Consider the following 17035-nt stretch of genomic DNA (forward strand, 5'->3'; position numbering starts at 1 on the left):
GCAGGGACTATGGGGGCCGAAGGAGGAAAATTCGTGCGTGCTGCTTTCTTGCCATGGCTGATACTCGGCTGGGTCGGCTTTGCTGTCCTGCCCTGGTATCTGGTCGAAGACGGGTTCTGGGCTTTTCAATGGTTGATAGATGGCTATCCGCTGGATAGTGACTATGCACCAGCTCTGGTCCAGGCTGCTCTGGGAAATGTGTGGTTATTCCCATTGCTGCTTCCACTTCTGGCCCCCCTTTTTATTATTAGAAAAACCAAGACCGACCCGGATTATGCCCGCGTTCTAATTATCTCCGGCGGTTTTGGTTTTGCCTATCTTCTGGCACAAGGCTTCATTGTCGGGATAAGTGGCTGGGAATACACCGCTCTTGAAAATCTGTTTGGCCCGATGAACAGTCGCCAATATGGTATGGGCTATGGCGCACTTCTGACGGCGACCGGCTTTCTGGTACTCTTTACCAGTGGCCTTGCGGCAGCGGGGAGCCTGCGCGGGGATGTTTTTGTAACTTCGGCCATCGGTATTGTTATTGCCCTCGTCGCAACGTTCGTTTTCTTACCCGTCGGCAAGGTACTGATATCCGCCTTCATCAGTGAAAGCGGAACTTACGCCTTCGCCGCCTTTGGCGAGAATTTCTTTACCAGAAAAATCTGGGGCCTTGCCTGCATTACCACAACGGCCTCTTGCGGCGTAGCCTGGAATTCTCTTTTCCTGGCCCTGCTAACCGGTGTCTCGACCACCTTGCTGGGACTTGCCTTTGCCCTGGTGGCAACCCGAACCGATTTTCGCTGGAAAAAATCCTTAAGAACCCTCACGGTTCTTCCTATTATCACACCACCATTTGTTATTGGCCTTGCCCTGATCCTGTTGTTTGGCCGGGCGGGTACAATTACACAGTTCGTGTCAGATCTGCTGGGTGTTGAACCCGGGCGGTGGCTCTATGGTTTGCCGGGGATCTGGCTGGCTCAAACACTCTCCTTTACCCCCATTGCCTTTCTCGTACTTATCGGCGTGGTTGAAGGGGTCAGCCCTTCAATGGAAGAAGCCTCACAAACACTCGGTGCCAGCCGCTGGAACACCTTCAAACGGGTTTCTCTACCGCTCATGCGTCCCGGCCTCGCCAATGCCTTTCTGATCGGATTCATCGAAAGCATGGCTGACTTCGGCAACCCGATGGTGCTGGGAGGAAACTATGAAGTACTCTCGACCGAAATCTTTTTTGCAATTGTTGGTGCACAGAACGATCAGGGCCGTGCTGCGGTTCTCGCAATCCTGTTGCTTTGCTTCACTCTCAGTGCCTTCTTTGCTCAACGGGTCTGGCTCGGGAAAAAATCCTACACCACCGTGGCAGGTAAAGCGGAATCCGGGGCTCATGCAGGAATGAACCCCTTGCTGCGAAACATATGCCTGGGAGTCACCCTTCCCTGGGCAGCGTTTACTCTGGCCATTTACGGAATGATTTTATTTGGTGGTTTTGTCATCAGCTGGGGCCGTGATCACAGCCTGACCCTTCAGCACTACAGCAATGCCTTTTCTGTGGACTGGGCTGAACATGGTCTCCATTGGGAAGGTACGGCCTGGGACTCTTTCTGGACCACAATAACCATTTCGGCAATTGCCGCCCCACTGACCGCTGCCCTGGGGCTCCTCACCAGCTTTTTGCTGGTTCGCCAGAAATTCCGGGGCAAGAACCTGTTCGAATTTGGCACCATGCTCAGCTTTGCCATCCCCGGAACAGTCATCGGTGTCAGCTATATCCTGGCCTTCAACGTCCCTCCTTTTGAACTTACCGGAACCGGCGTAATTCTTGTACTGTGCTTTGTTTTCCGCAACATGCCCGTTGGCGTGCGTGGCGGAATTGCCGCCATGACCCAGTTGGACAAAAGTCTGGATGAAGCTTCTCTTACCCTCGGAGCCAACAGCCTGACCACCTTGCGCCGGGTTATTCTTCCCCTGTTGCGCCCGGCGATTGTAGCCGCTCTGGTCTACAGTTTTGTCAGGGCCATTACATCGGTCAGTGCCGTTATCTTTCTTGTCAGTGCCGACCATAACATGGCGACATCCTATATCATTGGCCTGGTCGAAAATGGCCAGTACGGCATTGCCATTGCCTATTCATCCGTCCTGATCATCGTAATGCTTCTGGCAATATTCCTGGTCCAGCGTGCAGTTGGCGAACGGAAGCTGCGACGCGACAACCGTCTGGAAGCCACCTCCGCAAAATCAAAGTCTCTCAAGGAGAAACAAGCATGAGCCTGCACCTTCGGCCGGGATCTGTTGTCTTTGAAAACATCACCAAAAAATATGGTGTGGTCACCGCAATCGACGATGTGTCCTTTTCTATCGAACCCGGGCATCTGGTTACGCTTCTCGGGCCAAGTGGCTGTGGAAAGACCACAACCTTGCGGATGATTGCTGGCCTGGAGCATCCAACCAACGGACGGGTTATCATCGGGGGCAAGGATGTGACCAGCCTGCCCGCCACGGATCGTGATGTCAGTATGGTTTTTCAGTCCTACGCCCTGTTCCCCCATATGACTGTGGCAGAAAATGTCGGTTATGGCCTCAGCGTTTCCGGATTGGGCAAACAGGAAACAGGCGAGCGTGTTGAAGAGGGTCTCGAGCTGGTAGGCCTTGCCGGTTATGGCCAGCGTCTTCCCAGTGAGCTTTCCGGAGGCCAGCAACAGCGCGTCGCGGTGGCGCGGGCCCTTGTACTCGAACCTGAGGTCCTTCTCCTGGACGAGCCGCTCTCGAATCTGGATGCAAAATTACGCCGCAAGGTCCGGGAAGAAATCCGCGACCTGCAACAAAAATTGGGTTTAACAGCTGTTTATGTCACCCACGACCAGGAAGAAGCTCTGGCCGTCTCGGATCGCATAATCGTTATGAACCGTTCTGTGATTGCCCAGGAAGGCACTCCGCGTGAACTTTATGAAAAACCGGCTTCCAGCTTTATCGCTGACTTTATCGGCGACGCCAATCTGGTTGAGGGAGAAATTGTGGCCACTCACAGCCCCAACGAAGCCACCGTACGCATTGCCTCTCTCCAGTGCAATTTACCAGACAGAGGGCTGGCAGCTGGTCCGGTCAAGATAGCGATACGCCCAGATTGCGTACTCCTGGAAAAAGCCTCTCCCGAACTTAAGGGAATAAAGGGGAACATCATTCATGCCACCTATCTGGGCAATCAAATTCACTACACCATTGATAGTGCCCTGGGTGAACTCTTTGTCGTTGATTACAGAATTGACCGGGCCATTACCGCAGGCAGTGATATCTCCATGACCTTCGCTAGCAGAGGCATGGCTCTCCTTGCATCATGATATTTATATAAAGGAATAACAGCGTGTATCTTGACGCTCAAGACATTACCCCTGAACTGAAACAACGCTTTGAACATGCCCAGAAGGTCATTCGGGCTGCTGGCGAAAAAGCTTTGGACTACTTTAACCGTCGGGATGAACTGACGATTGAAACCAAAGCAGATCCCCAGGATGTTGTCAGTATTGCTGACAAGGATGTTGAAACCATTATCCGGGGTATGACGCGGGAACTTTTCCCTGACGACGGTTTTATGGGCGAAGAACACGGTCAGGAAACAGGCAAGAATGACTTTCTCTGGGTGATAGACCCTATTGATGGCACAGCCTGTTTTCTCACAGGAATGCGCCCCTGGTGTATTTCTGTTGCCTTGATGAAAGGCGACAGAATTGCTGCAGGTCTGGTCTATGACCCCAATACTGATGAACTCTTCGCTGCTCTTGCAGGACACGGAGCTCATTTGAACGGGGCCCCTATCCACAGCCAGAAATCAAAATCAGTAACCGAAGGTGTTATGGGCGTTGGCATATCTCACCGTGTGCCTGCTGCGGAACTGTTACCCTTTCTCGATAAACTTTTGTCCTCTGGAGGCATGTTCATTCGTAATGGTTCCTGCGCACTCATGATGTCTTATGTCGCGGCAGGCCGCTTGATAGGGTATTTTGAACCCCACATTAATGGCTGGGATTGCCTTGCAGGAATTATTCTTATCAAAGAGGCAGGCGGCTGGTGTTCCGCTTTTCTCGATAACGATGGCCTGAACAAGGGCAATCCCATTCTTGCTTCTGCCAGCGGGGTTGCAGCAGATCTGCGCGTAATGACGGGATTGACCTCCTAGAACAGACGGTTTTTCATCTGATTTAATCGACTCTTCTGGTTACAAATGACAATAATGCGTTTCTACTCGGAATAAATCAGCCTTATAAATACAGACGGAGTTACTTCATGGGTATTGAAAGTCTTATTGTTTTCCTTCTTGTCGGAGCCATCGCAGGCTTCCTGGCAGGAAAGCTTGTCTCAGGTTTCGGTTTTGGCCTGGTCGGCAACATTGTTGTCGGGGTGATTGGTGCATTTATTGCCGGTTTTATTTTCCCGGCTGTGGGACTGTCCCTTGGCTCAGGATTCCTGGCTGCAATCATCCATTCGACCATAGGCGCCGTCATTCTTCTGTTTGTAATCAAGCTGGTCAAACGGGCGTAAATTCCTCGACATACATCGAAGAACTGAATAAGGGAGAGCAAACCTGACAGCTCTCCCTTATTTCGTCGCTTAAAGCGTAACTGGCAGGCCTGTCATCAGAGACTCAGTGGCTGCATCAGCCAAAACCTGGGCCATCAGGCCATCATATCCACTTGGCGCCGGAGCATTCTTCGCTTCAACAACATCAATAAAGGCGTTCAACTCATCCCGGTATGCGGCGCTGTAACGCTCCAGAAAAAAATGCTGGACCGGATCAGCCCTGAAACCATCACATGTTGCAACCTCCACTGTGGTCTCATGTACATTTCCTGCCCGCAACATCCCCTTGGAACCATGAACCTCGATCCGTTGATCATAACCATAGCTGGCCCGGCGGGAGTTGGAAATCTGGCACACCTTGCCACTGGCAGTTTTCAACACAGCAATCGCGGTATCAATGTCACCTGCCGCACCGATCGCAGGATCAACCAGCGCAGAACCTGTCGCGTAAACAGAAACCGGCTCTTCACCCAGCAGAAAACGCGCCATGTCCAGATCATGGATCATCATGTCCCTGAACAGCCCGCCAGAACGGCTGATATAGGAAACCGGTGGTGGCGCAGGATCCCTGGACTGAATGGTCACGATCTCCACTTCCCCGATCTCCCCGGCGGAAAGGCGTTTTTGCAAAGCAGAGAAGTTGGGATCAAAACGCCGGTTAAAACCGATCATCAGAGGCTGGCCACTGGCATCTACAACCTTAAGGCAATCACGGATACGCCCGGCATCCATATCAACCGGTTTTTCGCAGAAAACCGCTTTGCCCGCCCGCACACCAGCTTCAATAAAACCAGCATGGGTATCAGTCGAAGATGCAACGAAAACCGCCTGAACATCATCCCGCGCAAGCATTTCTTCGACCGAAGAAACCACTGCCCCCGTCTTGTCAGCCAAGGTCTGTGCCGCATCAGCAAATACATCAGATACCGTCACAAGTCTGGCCCGGGGATTTGAAACAATATTCTCGGCATGAAGCTGACCTATACGGCCTGCTCCGATTAATCCAAAACCAATCAACACAACCTCCAAAAAGGAATACATATTCTGAATTGACTTAAATATAGAATATGTGTTTCATATTCACAAGATAAAGATTTCGCGAGAACTTACTCTTCTCCGATTCCCCTTCTCCACATAACACTGTGTCGAGAAGCCACCCTGAAGCCAAGAACCGGGAAAGCCAAGACAGGGATATGACGAATAAACATGATCTGGATGTAATCACCATCGGCCGTGCCTCCGTTGACCTCTATGGTCAGCAAATAGGCGGACGCCTTGAGGACATGGCAAGCTTCGCCAAATCGGTGGGCGGGTGCCCGGCCAACATTGCCATTGGAACCTCCCGACTTGGATTAAAATCCGGGTTTATCAGCCGTGTGGGTGATGAACAGATGGGCCGCTATATCTGCGAACAGATGCAGCGCGAAGGAGTTGTAACAGAGGGCATCACAACAGATCCCGAACGCCTGACCGCCCTTGTGCTGCTCGGTGTGCGGAACGACGAGACATTCCCTCTGATTTTCTATCGTGAAAACTGTGCCGACATGGCGCTTTGTGAGGCAGATATCGACCCCGATTATATAAAGCGGGCCCGTTCTGTTCTGATCAGCGGCACCCATCTTTCCACGACAACCGTTGCAGCAGCCAGTAAAAAAGCGATCACCCTTGCAAAGGCACAGGGGAACAAGGTTATTCTTGATATCGACTATCGGCCCAATCTCTGGGGGTTGGCCGGACACGAAGCCGGAGAAGAACGTTATATTCGTTCAGACAAGGTAACAGAACACCTTCAATCCATCCTGCCCGACTGTGACCTTATCGTCGGGACCGAGGAAGAGGTGCACATTGCCGGAGGGTCAGAAAACACCCTGGAAGCCTTGTCCCGCATCCGCTCTCTCAGTAATGCTGTCATTGTGCTTAAACGCGGCCCCATGGGATGTGTGGTTTTCCCCACGACTATTCCTGACAATCTCGACAAAGGGATCACAGGCTCCGGATTTCCGGTTGAGGTATATAATGTGCTTGGTGCGGGTGACTCCTTTATGTCGGGCTTTCTGCGTGGCTGGCTACGCGGCGAACCCTATGAGACCTGTGCCAAATGGGCCAATGCCTGTGGTGCTTTTGCCGTTTCCCGTTTGCTCTGCTCCCCCGAAATTCCCACCTGGGACGAGTTACAGTACTTCCTGAAGAATGGAAGCAAACACACGGCTCTCCGCAAGGACGCAGAGATCAATCATGTCCATTGGGCAACCACGCGCCGTCCAGCTGACGAAATGCTGATGGCTTTTGCCATTGATCACCGTTCCCAGCTGGAGGAAATGGCTGAACGTGCTGGCGTTTCCGTCGACAAAATTTCTGAAATAAAAAAATTGGCTGTCCGTGCTGCCGCTCGTGTGGCTGACGGACGCCCCAACTACGGTATGTTGCTCGACAGCACCTATGGCACCAAGGCCCTTTACGAAGCAGCCAAGCATCCTCTCTGGATTGGCCGCCCGGTTGAACTGCCCGGCTCGCGTCCCCTCGACTTTGACCAGATCATGGATCTCGGATCGCATTTGAGTGAATGGCCTGTCAATCATGTTATCAAGTGTCTCTGTTTCTATCATCCAGATGATCCTGTTGAGCTTCGCGAACAGCAGGAACAGTCCCTCTTGCGTCTTTACGAAGCGGCCAGACGTGTTGGGCGTGAACTGCTGATCGAAATCATTGCCGGGAAACATGGTCCCTTGACGGATCAGACAATCCCGCTTGCCATGCGCCGCTTTTATGCTCTGGGCATCAAACCCGACTGGTGGAAACTGGAACCACAGACCAGCGAGACAGCCTGGCAAAATATCGGCAAGGTAATCGACGAAAATGACCGCTATTGCCGCGGCATCGTTCTTCTCGGACTTGAAGCGCCGGAAGAAGAGTTGAAGAGCGCGTTTGCCTCGGCGATTTCCTCTCCCTGGGTCAAAGGCTTTGCTGTTGGCCGGACAATTTTTGCCCAGGCTGCAGAGGCCTGGCTAAAAGGCGAAATAAGTGATGAAGAGGCCGTCAACGACATGGAAAACCGGTTTCGCCGCTTGACCTATGCCTGGCTGGAAGTGTGGAATACCCGTGGCGAGTGATGAATAAAAGTCCTGACACACTCTTCGTCGGACAGGTAGAAAGCTAAAAACATGAAGACAATCAGATTAACAATGGCACAGGCTCTGGCGCGGTTCCTTTGCGCCCAGAAGACCGAGATAAACGGCAAGATCACTCCTGTTTTTGGTGGCGTTTGGGCAATTTTTGGCCACGGGAATGTCTCGGGCCTGGGCGAAGCCCTCTACCACGTACAGGAAGACCTGCCAACATATCGGGCGCACAACGAACAGGGAATGGCCCATGCAGCGATCGCATTTGCCAAGGCTTCAAACCGCCGACGGATGATGGCCTGTACAACCTCGATCGGCCCCGGAGCGACGAACATGGTAACAGCAGCTGCGCTGGCCCATGTCAATCGTCTGCCCATTCTTCTCTTGCCGGGTGATGTCTTTGCCAACCGCAATCCCGACCCTGTGTTACAGCAGATCGAATGCTTTGGCGACGGAACGGTTTCCGCCAATGACTGCTTCAAAGCTGTTTCGCGTTATTTTGACCGCATCACCAGACCCGAACAGATCATCCCGGCTCTCAATCGGGCTATGGCTGTTTTGACTGATCCCGCCGATTGTGGCCCGGTAACACTGGCGCTATGTCAGGATACTCAGGCAGAGGCTTATGATTACCCTGAAAGCTTCTTTGCTGAAAAAATCTGGCGTATCCGCCAGCCCTTGCCTGATCTGCGTGAGCTTGATGAAGCTCTGGCGGCCCTTAAAATAGCCCAGAAACCACTGATCATTGCCGGGGGTGGTGTACACTATGCCCAGGCAACAGAACATCTCCGCAGTTTTGCCGAAAAACACGCCATTCCCATCGCCGAAACCCAGGCAGGCAAATCCGCCCTGCCCCACGATCATCCTCTGAATATGGGCGCGATAGGGGTAACCGGAACTTCCGCGGCCAACACTCTGGCTGAACAGGCTGATCTTGTTTTGGCAGTTGGTACCCGACTGCAAGATTTCACAACCGGCTCCTGGTCCCTTTTCCAAAATCCTGATCGCAAGTTTGTCGGCATCAACATACAGACTTTCGACGCAACCAAACATCGCTCCCTGCCTGTTGTAGGGGATGCCGCCGTTATCCTTGAACTGCTTGATCAAAAACTCGCTGACTGGTCTGCTCCATCCGACTGGACACTGCAAGCCGCCGCCGGGTTCAAGCAATGGCAACTTGCCGCTGACAGGGTTACAGCAGCCAGCTCGCACCCTTACCCCAGTGATGCACAGGTGATAGGCGCAGTCCAACGCCACAGCACAAAAGAAAGTATTGTTGTCTGTGCTGCGGGTGGTTTGCCCGGTGAACTTCACAAACTCTGGCAGGCACAAAAACCGGGGGGCTATCACGTTGAGTATGGGTATTCCTGCATGGGATACGAGATAGCAGGTGGTCTTGGGGTCAAGATGGCAGATCCCGACCGGGAGGTGATCGTGATGGTTGGCGATGGCTCCTATCTCATGATGAATTCGGAAATCGCCACATCTGTTCTGCTCGACCTTCCCCTGACCATTGTCCTGCTCGACAACCGGGGGTACGGCTGTATCAATCGCCTGCAACAGGGTACAGGTGGAGAATCATTTAACAACCTGCTGCAACATACCCACCATCAGTCCCTGCCTGACATAGACTTTCGTGCTCATGCACAAAGTCTTGGCGCAGAAGCAACCAAGGTATCCGGCATCGCAGAACTCGAAAAAGCTCTTGCCAAAGCACGGGCCAGCAATCGCACCAACGTGATTGTCATCGACACAGATCCACTGGTCTCAACCGCAGAAGGCGGATGCTGGTGGGATGTTGCAGTGCCTGAGGTATCGGTTCGCAAGGAAGTCGTATCCGCGCATGAGAATTACCTCACTGCGCTCAAGAAACAACGTATCGGAGATTAATCTGCATGACCATTCGTATCGGTGCCAATCCTATTGGCTGGTCAAATGATGACATGACTGAACTTGGGGGGCATATCTCTCTGGAACAATGCCTGAGCGAAGCACAGGAGGCCGGGTTTGTCGGCATGGAACTTGGCAACAAGTTCCCGCGTGAAGCAGCCGCCTTGCAACAGGTTCTCTCGGCCCATGGCCAGGTCTTGGTTTCCGGCTGGTATTCTTCTGAATTGCTGACCCGCTCGGTTGCAGAAGAACTCAACAATCTCCGCCCCCATCTTGATCTTCTCAAGGCCTGTGGCTCCAACGTGCTGGTTTTCGCCGAGACTTCCAACGCAATCCACGGTGATATTGACAAGCCCCTGTCGCAACGTCCTGTCATGGCTGCCAAAGATTGGATCGAGTTCGGCCGCAAGATCACTGAAGTTGCCGATGCTGCCCTGGCCGAAGGTGTTCGGCTGGTTTACCACCATCACATGGGAACCATCGTACAGTCTGCCGAAGACATCCATGCTTTCATGGCCTGTACCGGACCGTCAGTTCATCTGCTGCTTGATGCCGGGCATGCCACCTGGGGCGGAGCAGATCCGGCAGAGCTCGCCCGTCGTTACCGTACCCGGATCAGCCATGTCCACACCAAGGATGTACGCAAGAACGTCATGGAGAAAGCTGCCGCCGAAGACTATAGCTTCCTCAAGGCCATTATCGCAGGTGTCTATACCGTACCCGGCGATGGCATGATCGATTTTGTTTCTGTCCTCAAAGAACTCCCGGGTTACAGTGGCTGGGTTATTGTCGAGGCAGAACAGTACTCTGATAAAATCAGCGCCCTCGATTTTGCCAAGCTTGGCTATAACAATCTCTCTCGCTATCTGAGAGAGGCTGGCCTCATCGAAGCCCCGGCCTGAGTACATACAGGAAAATATTATGAGCAAGCTTCTGGTAAAACCTACTGCCCCCGACGCGCAGGGCCGCGTCCTCAACATCACCCCGGAAACTGCAGGCTGGACCTATGTTGGTTTTGATCTGCACAAGCTTGAGAAAGATCAGGTTGCCTCGGGCGAAACGGGCGAACGGGAAATTTGTCTGGTGTTTGTTTCCGGCAAAGGACAGGTCGTGATTGAGGATCAGGACTTTGGCCTGGTCGGAGAACGCATGTCTCCCTTTGAAGGCAAACCCTGGTCGGTTTACATCCCCGCCGGAAGTTCCTGGAGTGTCAGAGGACAAACATCTGTCGAGCTTGCCGTTTGTTCTGCCCCTGGCAATCCTGGCAAGGATAAACTCCCAGCACGTATCATAGGCCCGGAACAGGCCGGAATGGAGAAACGCGGGGTCGGCACCAACGTGCGGCATGTCGCCAACATCCTGCCGGAAACGGACCCAGCCGAAAGTCTGTTGGTGGTTGAGGTGATCACCCCTGGGGGGCACTGGTCATCCTATCCGCCGCACAAGCATGATCGCGATGCCCTGCCGGATGAATCCCTGTTGGAAGAGACCTACTATCACCGGATAAATCCATCCCAGGGCTTCGCTTTCCAACGGGTTTACACCGATGACCGCTCCCTTGATGAAACCCTCGCAGTCGAAGACGGTAACGTCGTATTGGTACCAGAAGGCTATCATCCCTGTGGTGCCCCACACGGATACGACCTCTATTATCTGAATGTCATGGCTGGACCAAAACGGATCTGGAAATTCCATAACGATCCGGCCCATGAATGGATGCTGAAGTAACGCTGGATCCAATACCCAAAACGGGCAGGTTGTTTTTCTACAGCCTGCCCGTTTTGTTTTATCAGTTCCGGATAAAGTGCAACTGGTTAAACTTGGCCCGTAGCGCCGAAACTTCGGGCAACAGAGTTTCCGGCCTGTCACTTTTCAGCGCTGCGACAACCAGCCCTGCAATCTGTTCCACCTCTTTGACACCCACACCCCAGCGCACCAGCTCTGGTGTCCCGATACGAAGACCATTCATATCCCCGGAAACAGGCTCTATAGGCAATCCAATCCCACAGGCCAGAAATCCTGCCTTACGTAATTTCTTTGATGCCGCCTGACCACCACCATAGACAGCGGCTTCAATGGCAAACTGGTGCGATGTCGTAAAACCTTTGGACCTGGCAAAGACAGGAATACCCGCAGCATCCAGAGAGCTGGCAAAACTCCGGGCGACCTCGATCATGGTTCGGGCATAATCTGCCCCATAATCGCGCCAGTCCAGCATCGTCAGTGCCAAAGCCGCTGACTTTCCGGCATCAAAATTCGCCGTCATACCAGGAAAGGCAATTGCATCAAGATGTTCTGCAATCTCGGGGTCGTTGGAAACGATCAGCCCACCTGCCGGGCCAGCAAGACTTTTGTAGGTACTCATCGTCATAAGATGCGCCCCTTCGTCCAGGGGGTTTTTCCATGCTTTGCCTGCGATGATTCCGCATTGATGCGCGGCATCAAACAGCACCTTGGCTCCGACTTCATCCGCAATTTCCCGCACTTTACTGACCGGGTGAGTAAAAAGATTGAGGCTGCCGCCAATGGTAATCAGTTTGGGTTTCACCTCATGCGCCAATTTACGCAAGGCATCGATATCGACGCTATAGCCATCCCGGTCAACCGGGGCCGGATGGCTCTTGAGCCCATAGAGACCCGCACAGCCAGCCTGATGATGGGTCACATGCCCACCAATTGCCCCTGGTGGCGCAATGATAGAATCTCCTGGCTGACAGGTGGCCATAAAACCATAGAGGTTGGCCAACGCACCTGAACCAACACGAATTTCAGCATACCGTGCCTGAAAGACTTCAGCACAGAGTTCCGCCGCAATAACCTCGATCTTTTCAACAGCTTCGAGACCCATCTCGTATTTGTCACCGGGATAACCAAGCGACGGGCGGGAAGACAATCCCTGGGCGAGTACCGCCTCAGCTTTAGGGTTCATCAAGTTCGTGGCAGGGTTGAGGTTAAAACATTCCTTTTCGTGGATCACACGATTCTGCTCAACCAGATCTGCAATCCGGCTGGTCAGCTCATCTGAAGCAGAATGCGAGGTTTGCTCTGCAAGGCCTTGAATATACTCTTCACAATGTTTTGGAACCCAGGGCCGTGAAGACAGTGCAGTCATGATTGATCTCCAGAATAAATGTTGTTTCATTAAAAATGTTGCAGGGAATTCTGTTAATCGCAAACCAGATTTGCTATTTATTAGGCCTAGGAAAACTATGGCATCATAAAATATGACTGTTTCGCCACCTCGCCCCAAAGGCCCACCATTAAATGCACTGCGTGCCTTCGAAGCAGCGGCCCGGCTGAATGGCTTCTCAAACGCAGCAGAAGAACTCTGCGTGACACCCGGTGCGATCGCCCAGCACATCAAATCGCTGGAGGCCTGGGCAGGGTCAGATCTCTTTGTCCGTCAGTCACAAGGTGTTCGACTGACACCTCTGGGAGCTGGTGTTATAGAAGATTTTTCAAACGCGTTTGACAAGCTGGGCGAGGCTGTCCAAAACCTGCGCCTGCGCGCGGCTCCCAAACACATCCGGATCGCGGCACTTCCGTCAGTCGCGCAGCTCTGGCTCTCTCCCCGTCTCCCGGAAATCAGACGGGAAATCGCTGATATAACGGTCTCAATCACGGCCATGGAAACAGCACCAAATCTGCTTCGTGAACCATATGATCTCAGTATATTTTTTGAGGATCATCCTCTATTGCCAGAAGGGATCGAGATATGCCGGGACAGTATCTTCCCGGTTTGCACAGCTGAATTGGCAAAGGAATTAAACAATCCATCCGACTTGATAAATTTCCCCTTGATCCAGGACACAAGCTGGTCTGAAGACTGGAAATACTGGACCGAAGCCAACTATCCCGATCAAAAAATCAAACTTGAAGGGCCTGTTTTTTCTCTCTACAGTCTTGCTCTGGAGGAAACACGAAACAGTGCCGGTATCCTTATCGGACATGAGCCTCTGGTTCGCCGGCTGTTAGATCTTGGTGAACTGGTCGCCCCTCTTCCCGGAGCACTGCCTCTTAAACGTTCTCTTATGGCCAGGATCGCAAAACCGGCTACAAAAAATCAGGCTTTGAAAAAAATCATGGCCGTGCTTCTCGGCTCAGACAAACCCAAACCTCAGGCTTGAGAGAAGAACAATAGGAAGCTCGCACCCTGCCCCTTTTTTCGCCCCCTGCACTCCACCTGCCCGCCATGCTGCTCCATGATTTCCTTCACAATCGGCAACCCCAGGCCGCAGCCTTCATCATCTTGCCCGGGCGTACGGTAAAAACGCTCAAAAACCCGGGTTCTCTCCTCTTCAGGAATACCAGGACCATTATCGTCAACCGAGAGCAAAATCTGCTTATCCATTGCCTCTAGACCGACGGTTACCGCGGCACCCGGAGGACAATAACGCAAGGCGTTGTCGATCAGATTTTTAAGTGCTTCGATGATTAAATCCCGATTACCCATGATTTTGAACGAAGCATCGGGACATTCAAATCCAAGATCAATATCCCGAGCAACAGCCTGCGGTACCAGATTTGTCGTTACCTCGATACTCAGCTGTTTGAGATCGATGACATCGTTCAAAAAATTTTGCTTGCCCTGATGCGCACGGGCCAAGCTGAGAAGTTGATTCACCAGTCGCGAGGTTTGCCGTGTACTGCGACTAAGGTGTTCCAGCCTTTTCCGTTGTTCCTTGGGATCAAGTTCATCAATCGCCAACTCGGCCTGGGTTTGGATTGCCGCCAGGGGTGTCCGTAGCTGATGGGCCGCATTAGAGGTAAAACGCTGCATCGCCCCCAGACTTGCACCAAGTCGGTACATCAAGTCATTGATCGCCTCGATCAGATGACGGACTTCCCGGGGGACTTCATGCTCAATTGGACGTAGATCATGCGGTGTCCTTCGATTTAACGCAGCCTCAAGACGCAGCAACGGCTTTAACCCCCAGCCGATACCTATCCAGAGCACCACGCCAGCAACAAGGATCAGAATAAGCTGTCGAATCAGCGCCCCCGTGACCATTTCACGGATCAGGATATTTCTGGCCTCGAGGGTCTCGGCAACCATAACAGTAAAACGAGCGGAGAGCCGGGGGCTGGAAAGGTGCCTGGAGATCGCGCCAACACGAATTTTATCTCCCCTGTACTCTGCATCAAAAAAAACCGGCTCTTCTGAGGCCAGATCTTCCTCATGCGGTACAGAAGGCAGGTCATTATAGCCGGTAATAAAGCTGCCGCCGGGGCCACTGATCTGATAAAAAACCCGGTCCTGTGCCGCAGAAGTCAACATTTCAAGTGCGACATAAGGAACATCGACTTCCAGTTCATCCCCGACAATAACGACCCTTTCGGCAATCGCCAAAGCCGAGCCGAGCAACACCCTGTCATATGCCTTGTTCGCGGCTTTGTTGGCACTGGAATGAACATCAAACAGCATCAACAGGCTGATTAAAGCCAAGGCTCCCATGAGCCAGAGCAATAAACGTCGGCGCAGGGATTTTCGCTGCCAGCTCATTATTTTTCCATAAGGTAGCCCAGCCCCCGAACCGTTTTAATGGTCACCCCGGCAGCGACAAGCCGTTTCCGCAAACGACTGATATAAAGTTCTATTGCATTCGGGCTGATATCATCATCAAAATTAGCCAGACCGTCCGCGATCTGCTCTTTGCTTATCACCTGCCCAACCCTGCTGATCATCAGCTCGAGCAAACAGAATTCACGACGCGGAATGTCCAGTGGTTCTCCCCTGAGCAGAACCCGGCGAGAAATGCTGTCAAATACCAGCTCTCCTACCCTGATTTCCGGGGATTTGAGACCACTGTGTCGCCGGAGCAAAGCCCGGATCCTTGCTTCAAATTCTCCCAGTTCAAAGGGTTTCGTCAGATAATCGTCCGCCCCAAGATCCAGTCCCTTGACCCGATCCTGAAGTTCGTCCCTCGCGGTGAGGATCAACACCTGAGCCTGACCATTGTTTTGTCGATAGCGCTTGAGGACCTCCAGACCATCATAACCCGGTAAATTCAGATCCATCACCACCAGATCAAATATCTGGGTCCGCAGAATATGATCGGCCTCACAACCGTCCCCCACAACGTCGACAGCCATTTCCATGCGCTTGAGCGCACTCGAAATACCATCTGCTAGGGCAGCATTATCTTCAACAACCAGTATTCTCATACCAGCAGCTTAGCGCTGTCCCGGGGCTTTTGGAAAGGTACCAGTTTTAAAAATCAAGCTCCTGATAAATAAATCTGTTATGACAGGTAAACGACAGCTTTCCGGACCAGACTGTCCTGTTAAACCATCACTAGGGAAAACCAGCAGTCATAAAAAAATGCGGCCCCCTATACCCAGGAATGAAATATGAAACACCTCAGGAAATTATTTGTACTCCTGATAATTATCGCAGGCTCCCTGCCAACCCAGGTCAATGCCAAGGTGTTCTCCTTTCCTGCAACAAACCAGAGCTCGAACAACACCGCCTCTGCTCCAGCTGAAATCATCATTTACAGCTCAACAGATGTTGACATTTTCCAAGGTGTTATCGAAGACTTTCAATCCACTCTTCCAGGTATTTCAGTCACTTACCATGAACTTCAGTCGCTGGAGCTTTACGAGCGCATACAAGAAGAAAGTAACGCCGGACAAAAGACTGCTGATCTGGCGATTTCCTCTGCGATGGATCTTCAGATGAAACTCGCTAACGATGGTTTTGCCCAACCGGTTGATCTGTCTTCTGCCCAGAACATGCCCTCATGGTCCATCTGGCGCAACGAAGCATTTGGCGTCACCTTTGAGCCTTCCGTCATTATCTACAACAAAAAATATTTCACTCCGCAAACCCTTCCAAGAAACCGAACCGAGTTATTGAATTTCCTCGAAAAACGTCCGGCAGATCTCTTTGGTCGTATCGCCACTTACGATATAGAGCGGAGCGGATTGGGCTATCTCTTCCTCGCCGTAGATGCAGAGAAATACAGCGCAACCTGGGATCTGGTCAGGGCTATGGGCCTCAATGGGGTGAAACTCTATAGCAGCAGTTCTGCGATTATCGAAAACGTCAGCAGTGGAAAGTTTGTACTGGGGTATAATGTGTTGGGGTCTTACGCCCTGTCCCGGCTGGAAAGCTCCCCGGATCTCGGAATACTCCTGCCCGAAGACTATACTGTGGTTTTCTCGCGCATTGCATTGATCCCAAAAGCGGCAAAGACCTCCTCTCTCGGTGTGATCTTCCTTGATTATCTCTTATCTGAACATGGACAGAGAGTGATGGTCGAGACAGCCAAACTCAACGCCATTCACCCAGACATCAATCTCCCGCTGGGACAAATGAACCTCAGCGATACATCGAAAAACAATATGATTCCCATCAAGGTTGGCCCCGGATTGCTGGTTTATCTGGATCAGGCCAAGCGAGGCAGAATTATCAGAAAATGGAATAGCACGTTGCGGGGAAATTGATTTCATCAAAATAAACA

14 protein-coding genes are annotated in these 17035 nt (G+C 52.2%); 10 read left to right on the top strand and 4 right to left on the bottom strand.

Annotated elements, in window-relative coordinates; translation table 11 throughout:
• Positions 1 to 33 precede the first annotated feature (33 nt).
• The 4 genes from O4H49_RS05455 to O4H49_RS05470 all read left to right on the top strand — a co-directional run bounded on the left by O4H49_RS05455 (position 34) and on the right by O4H49_RS05470 (position 4521).
• Positions 34 to 2253 carry an ABC transporter permease gene (locus O4H49_RS05455; protein ID WP_269422426.1) on the top strand — a complete coding sequence of 740 codons (2220 nt, stop codon included), beginning with the start codon at positions 34 to 36 and terminating at the stop codon, positions 2251 to 2253.
• Positions 2250 to 3323: an ABC transporter ATP-binding protein gene (locus O4H49_RS05460; protein ID WP_269422427.1), complete on the top strand. Its 1074-nt coding sequence runs from the start codon at positions 2250 to 2252 to the stop codon at positions 3321 to 3323. Before O4H49_RS05455 ends, O4H49_RS05460 begins: the two co-directional genes overlap by 4 nt.
• 23 nt (positions 3324 to 3346) lie before the next feature.
• On the top strand, positions 3347 to 4159 hold the full coding sequence (locus O4H49_RS05465; protein WP_269422428.1) for an inositol monophosphatase family protein: 813 nt from the start codon (positions 3347 to 3349) through the stop codon (positions 4157 to 4159).
• 107 nt (positions 4160 to 4266) lie between these two features.
• Positions 4267 to 4521: a GlsB/YeaQ/YmgE family stress response membrane protein gene (locus O4H49_RS05470; RefSeq protein WP_269422429.1), complete on the top strand. Its 255-nt coding sequence runs from the start codon at positions 4267 to 4269 to the stop codon at positions 4519 to 4521.
• Between the two features lie 69 nt (positions 4522 to 4590).
• Here the strand turns inward: O4H49_RS05470 and iolG are convergent, their stop codons facing one another.
• A complete protein-coding gene (iolG, locus tag O4H49_RS05475) occupies positions 4591 to 5601 on the bottom strand; it encodes an inositol 2-dehydrogenase (RefSeq protein ID WP_331283738.1) in 1011 nt (336 codons plus the stop codon).
• Between the two features lie 152 nt (positions 5602 to 5753).
• Here iolG and O4H49_RS05480 point away from each other — a divergent pair, with 152 nt between their 5' ends.
• The 4 genes from O4H49_RS05480 to iolB are packed head-to-tail and all read left to right on the top strand — an operon-like array spanning position 5754 to position 11297.
• Positions 5754 to 7670, top strand: a complete 1917-nt coding sequence (locus tag O4H49_RS05480) for a bifunctional 5-dehydro-2-deoxygluconokinase/5-dehydro-2-deoxyphosphogluconate aldolase (protein WP_269422431.1) — start codon at positions 5754 to 5756, stop codon at positions 7668 to 7670.
• 51 nt (positions 7671 to 7721) lie between these two features.
• The gene (gene iolD / locus O4H49_RS05485; protein ID WP_269422432.1) at positions 7722 to 9569 is read left to right on the top strand and encodes a 3D-(3,5/4)-trihydroxycyclohexane-1,2-dione acylhydrolase (decyclizing); all 1848 of its coding nucleotides are present in this window, start codon (positions 7722 to 7724) and stop codon (positions 9567 to 9569) included.
• Positions 9570 to 9574: 5 nt separating this feature from the next.
• Positions 9575 to 10471 (top strand): myo-inosose-2 dehydratase, encoded by an 897-nt coding sequence (gene iolE, locus O4H49_RS05490; RefSeq protein WP_269422433.1) that lies wholly within the window; start codon positions 9575 to 9577, stop codon positions 10469 to 10471.
• Between the two features lie 19 nt (positions 10472 to 10490).
• On the top strand, positions 10491 to 11297 hold the full coding sequence (gene iolB, locus O4H49_RS05495; protein ID WP_269422434.1) for a 5-deoxy-glucuronate isomerase: 807 nt from the start codon (positions 10491 to 10493) through the stop codon (positions 11295 to 11297).
• Positions 11298 to 11358: 61 nt separating this feature from the next.
• Here the strand turns inward: iolB and glyA are convergent, their stop codons facing one another.
• The gene (gene glyA, locus O4H49_RS05500; RefSeq protein WP_269422435.1) at positions 11359 to 12681 is read right to left on the bottom strand and encodes a serine hydroxymethyltransferase; all 1323 of its coding nucleotides are present in this window, start codon (positions 12679 to 12681) and stop codon (positions 11359 to 11361) included.
• A 112-nt stretch (positions 12682 to 12793) separates the two neighbouring features.
• Here glyA and O4H49_RS05505 point away from each other — a divergent pair, with 112 nt between their 5' ends.
• Positions 12794 to 13696 (top strand): LysR family transcriptional regulator, encoded by a 903-nt coding sequence (locus tag O4H49_RS05505; RefSeq protein WP_269422436.1) that lies wholly within the window; start codon positions 12794 to 12796, stop codon positions 13694 to 13696.
• Here the strand turns inward: O4H49_RS05505 and O4H49_RS05510 are convergent.
• Both O4H49_RS05510 and O4H49_RS05515 read right to left on the bottom strand, forming a co-directional pair.
• A complete protein-coding gene (locus tag O4H49_RS05510) occupies positions 13687 to 15072 on the bottom strand; it encodes a sensor histidine kinase (RefSeq protein ID WP_269422437.1) in 1386 nt (461 codons plus the stop codon). The genes O4H49_RS05505 and O4H49_RS05510 overlap by 10 nt on opposite strands.
• Positions 15072 to 15734: a response regulator transcription factor gene (locus O4H49_RS05515; protein ID WP_269422438.1), complete on the bottom strand. Its 663-nt coding sequence runs from the start codon at positions 15732 to 15734 to the stop codon at positions 15072 to 15074. The genes O4H49_RS05510 and O4H49_RS05515 overlap by 1 nt, the downstream gene beginning before the upstream one ends.
• Before the next feature lie 186 nt (positions 15735 to 15920).
• Between O4H49_RS05515 and O4H49_RS05520 the strand changes: the two genes are divergently transcribed.
• The gene (locus tag O4H49_RS05520) at positions 15921 to 17018 is read left to right on the top strand and encodes an ABC transporter substrate-binding protein (protein ID WP_269422439.1); all 1098 of its coding nucleotides are present in this window, start codon (positions 15921 to 15923) and stop codon (positions 17016 to 17018) included.
• The last annotated feature ends 17 nt before the right edge of the window (positions 17019 to 17035 follow it).

This window comes from Kiloniella laminariae (genome assembly GCF_027214005.1).
Classification (GTDB): Bacteria; Pseudomonadota; Alphaproteobacteria; order Kiloniellales; family Kiloniellaceae; genus Kiloniella; species Kiloniella laminariae_A.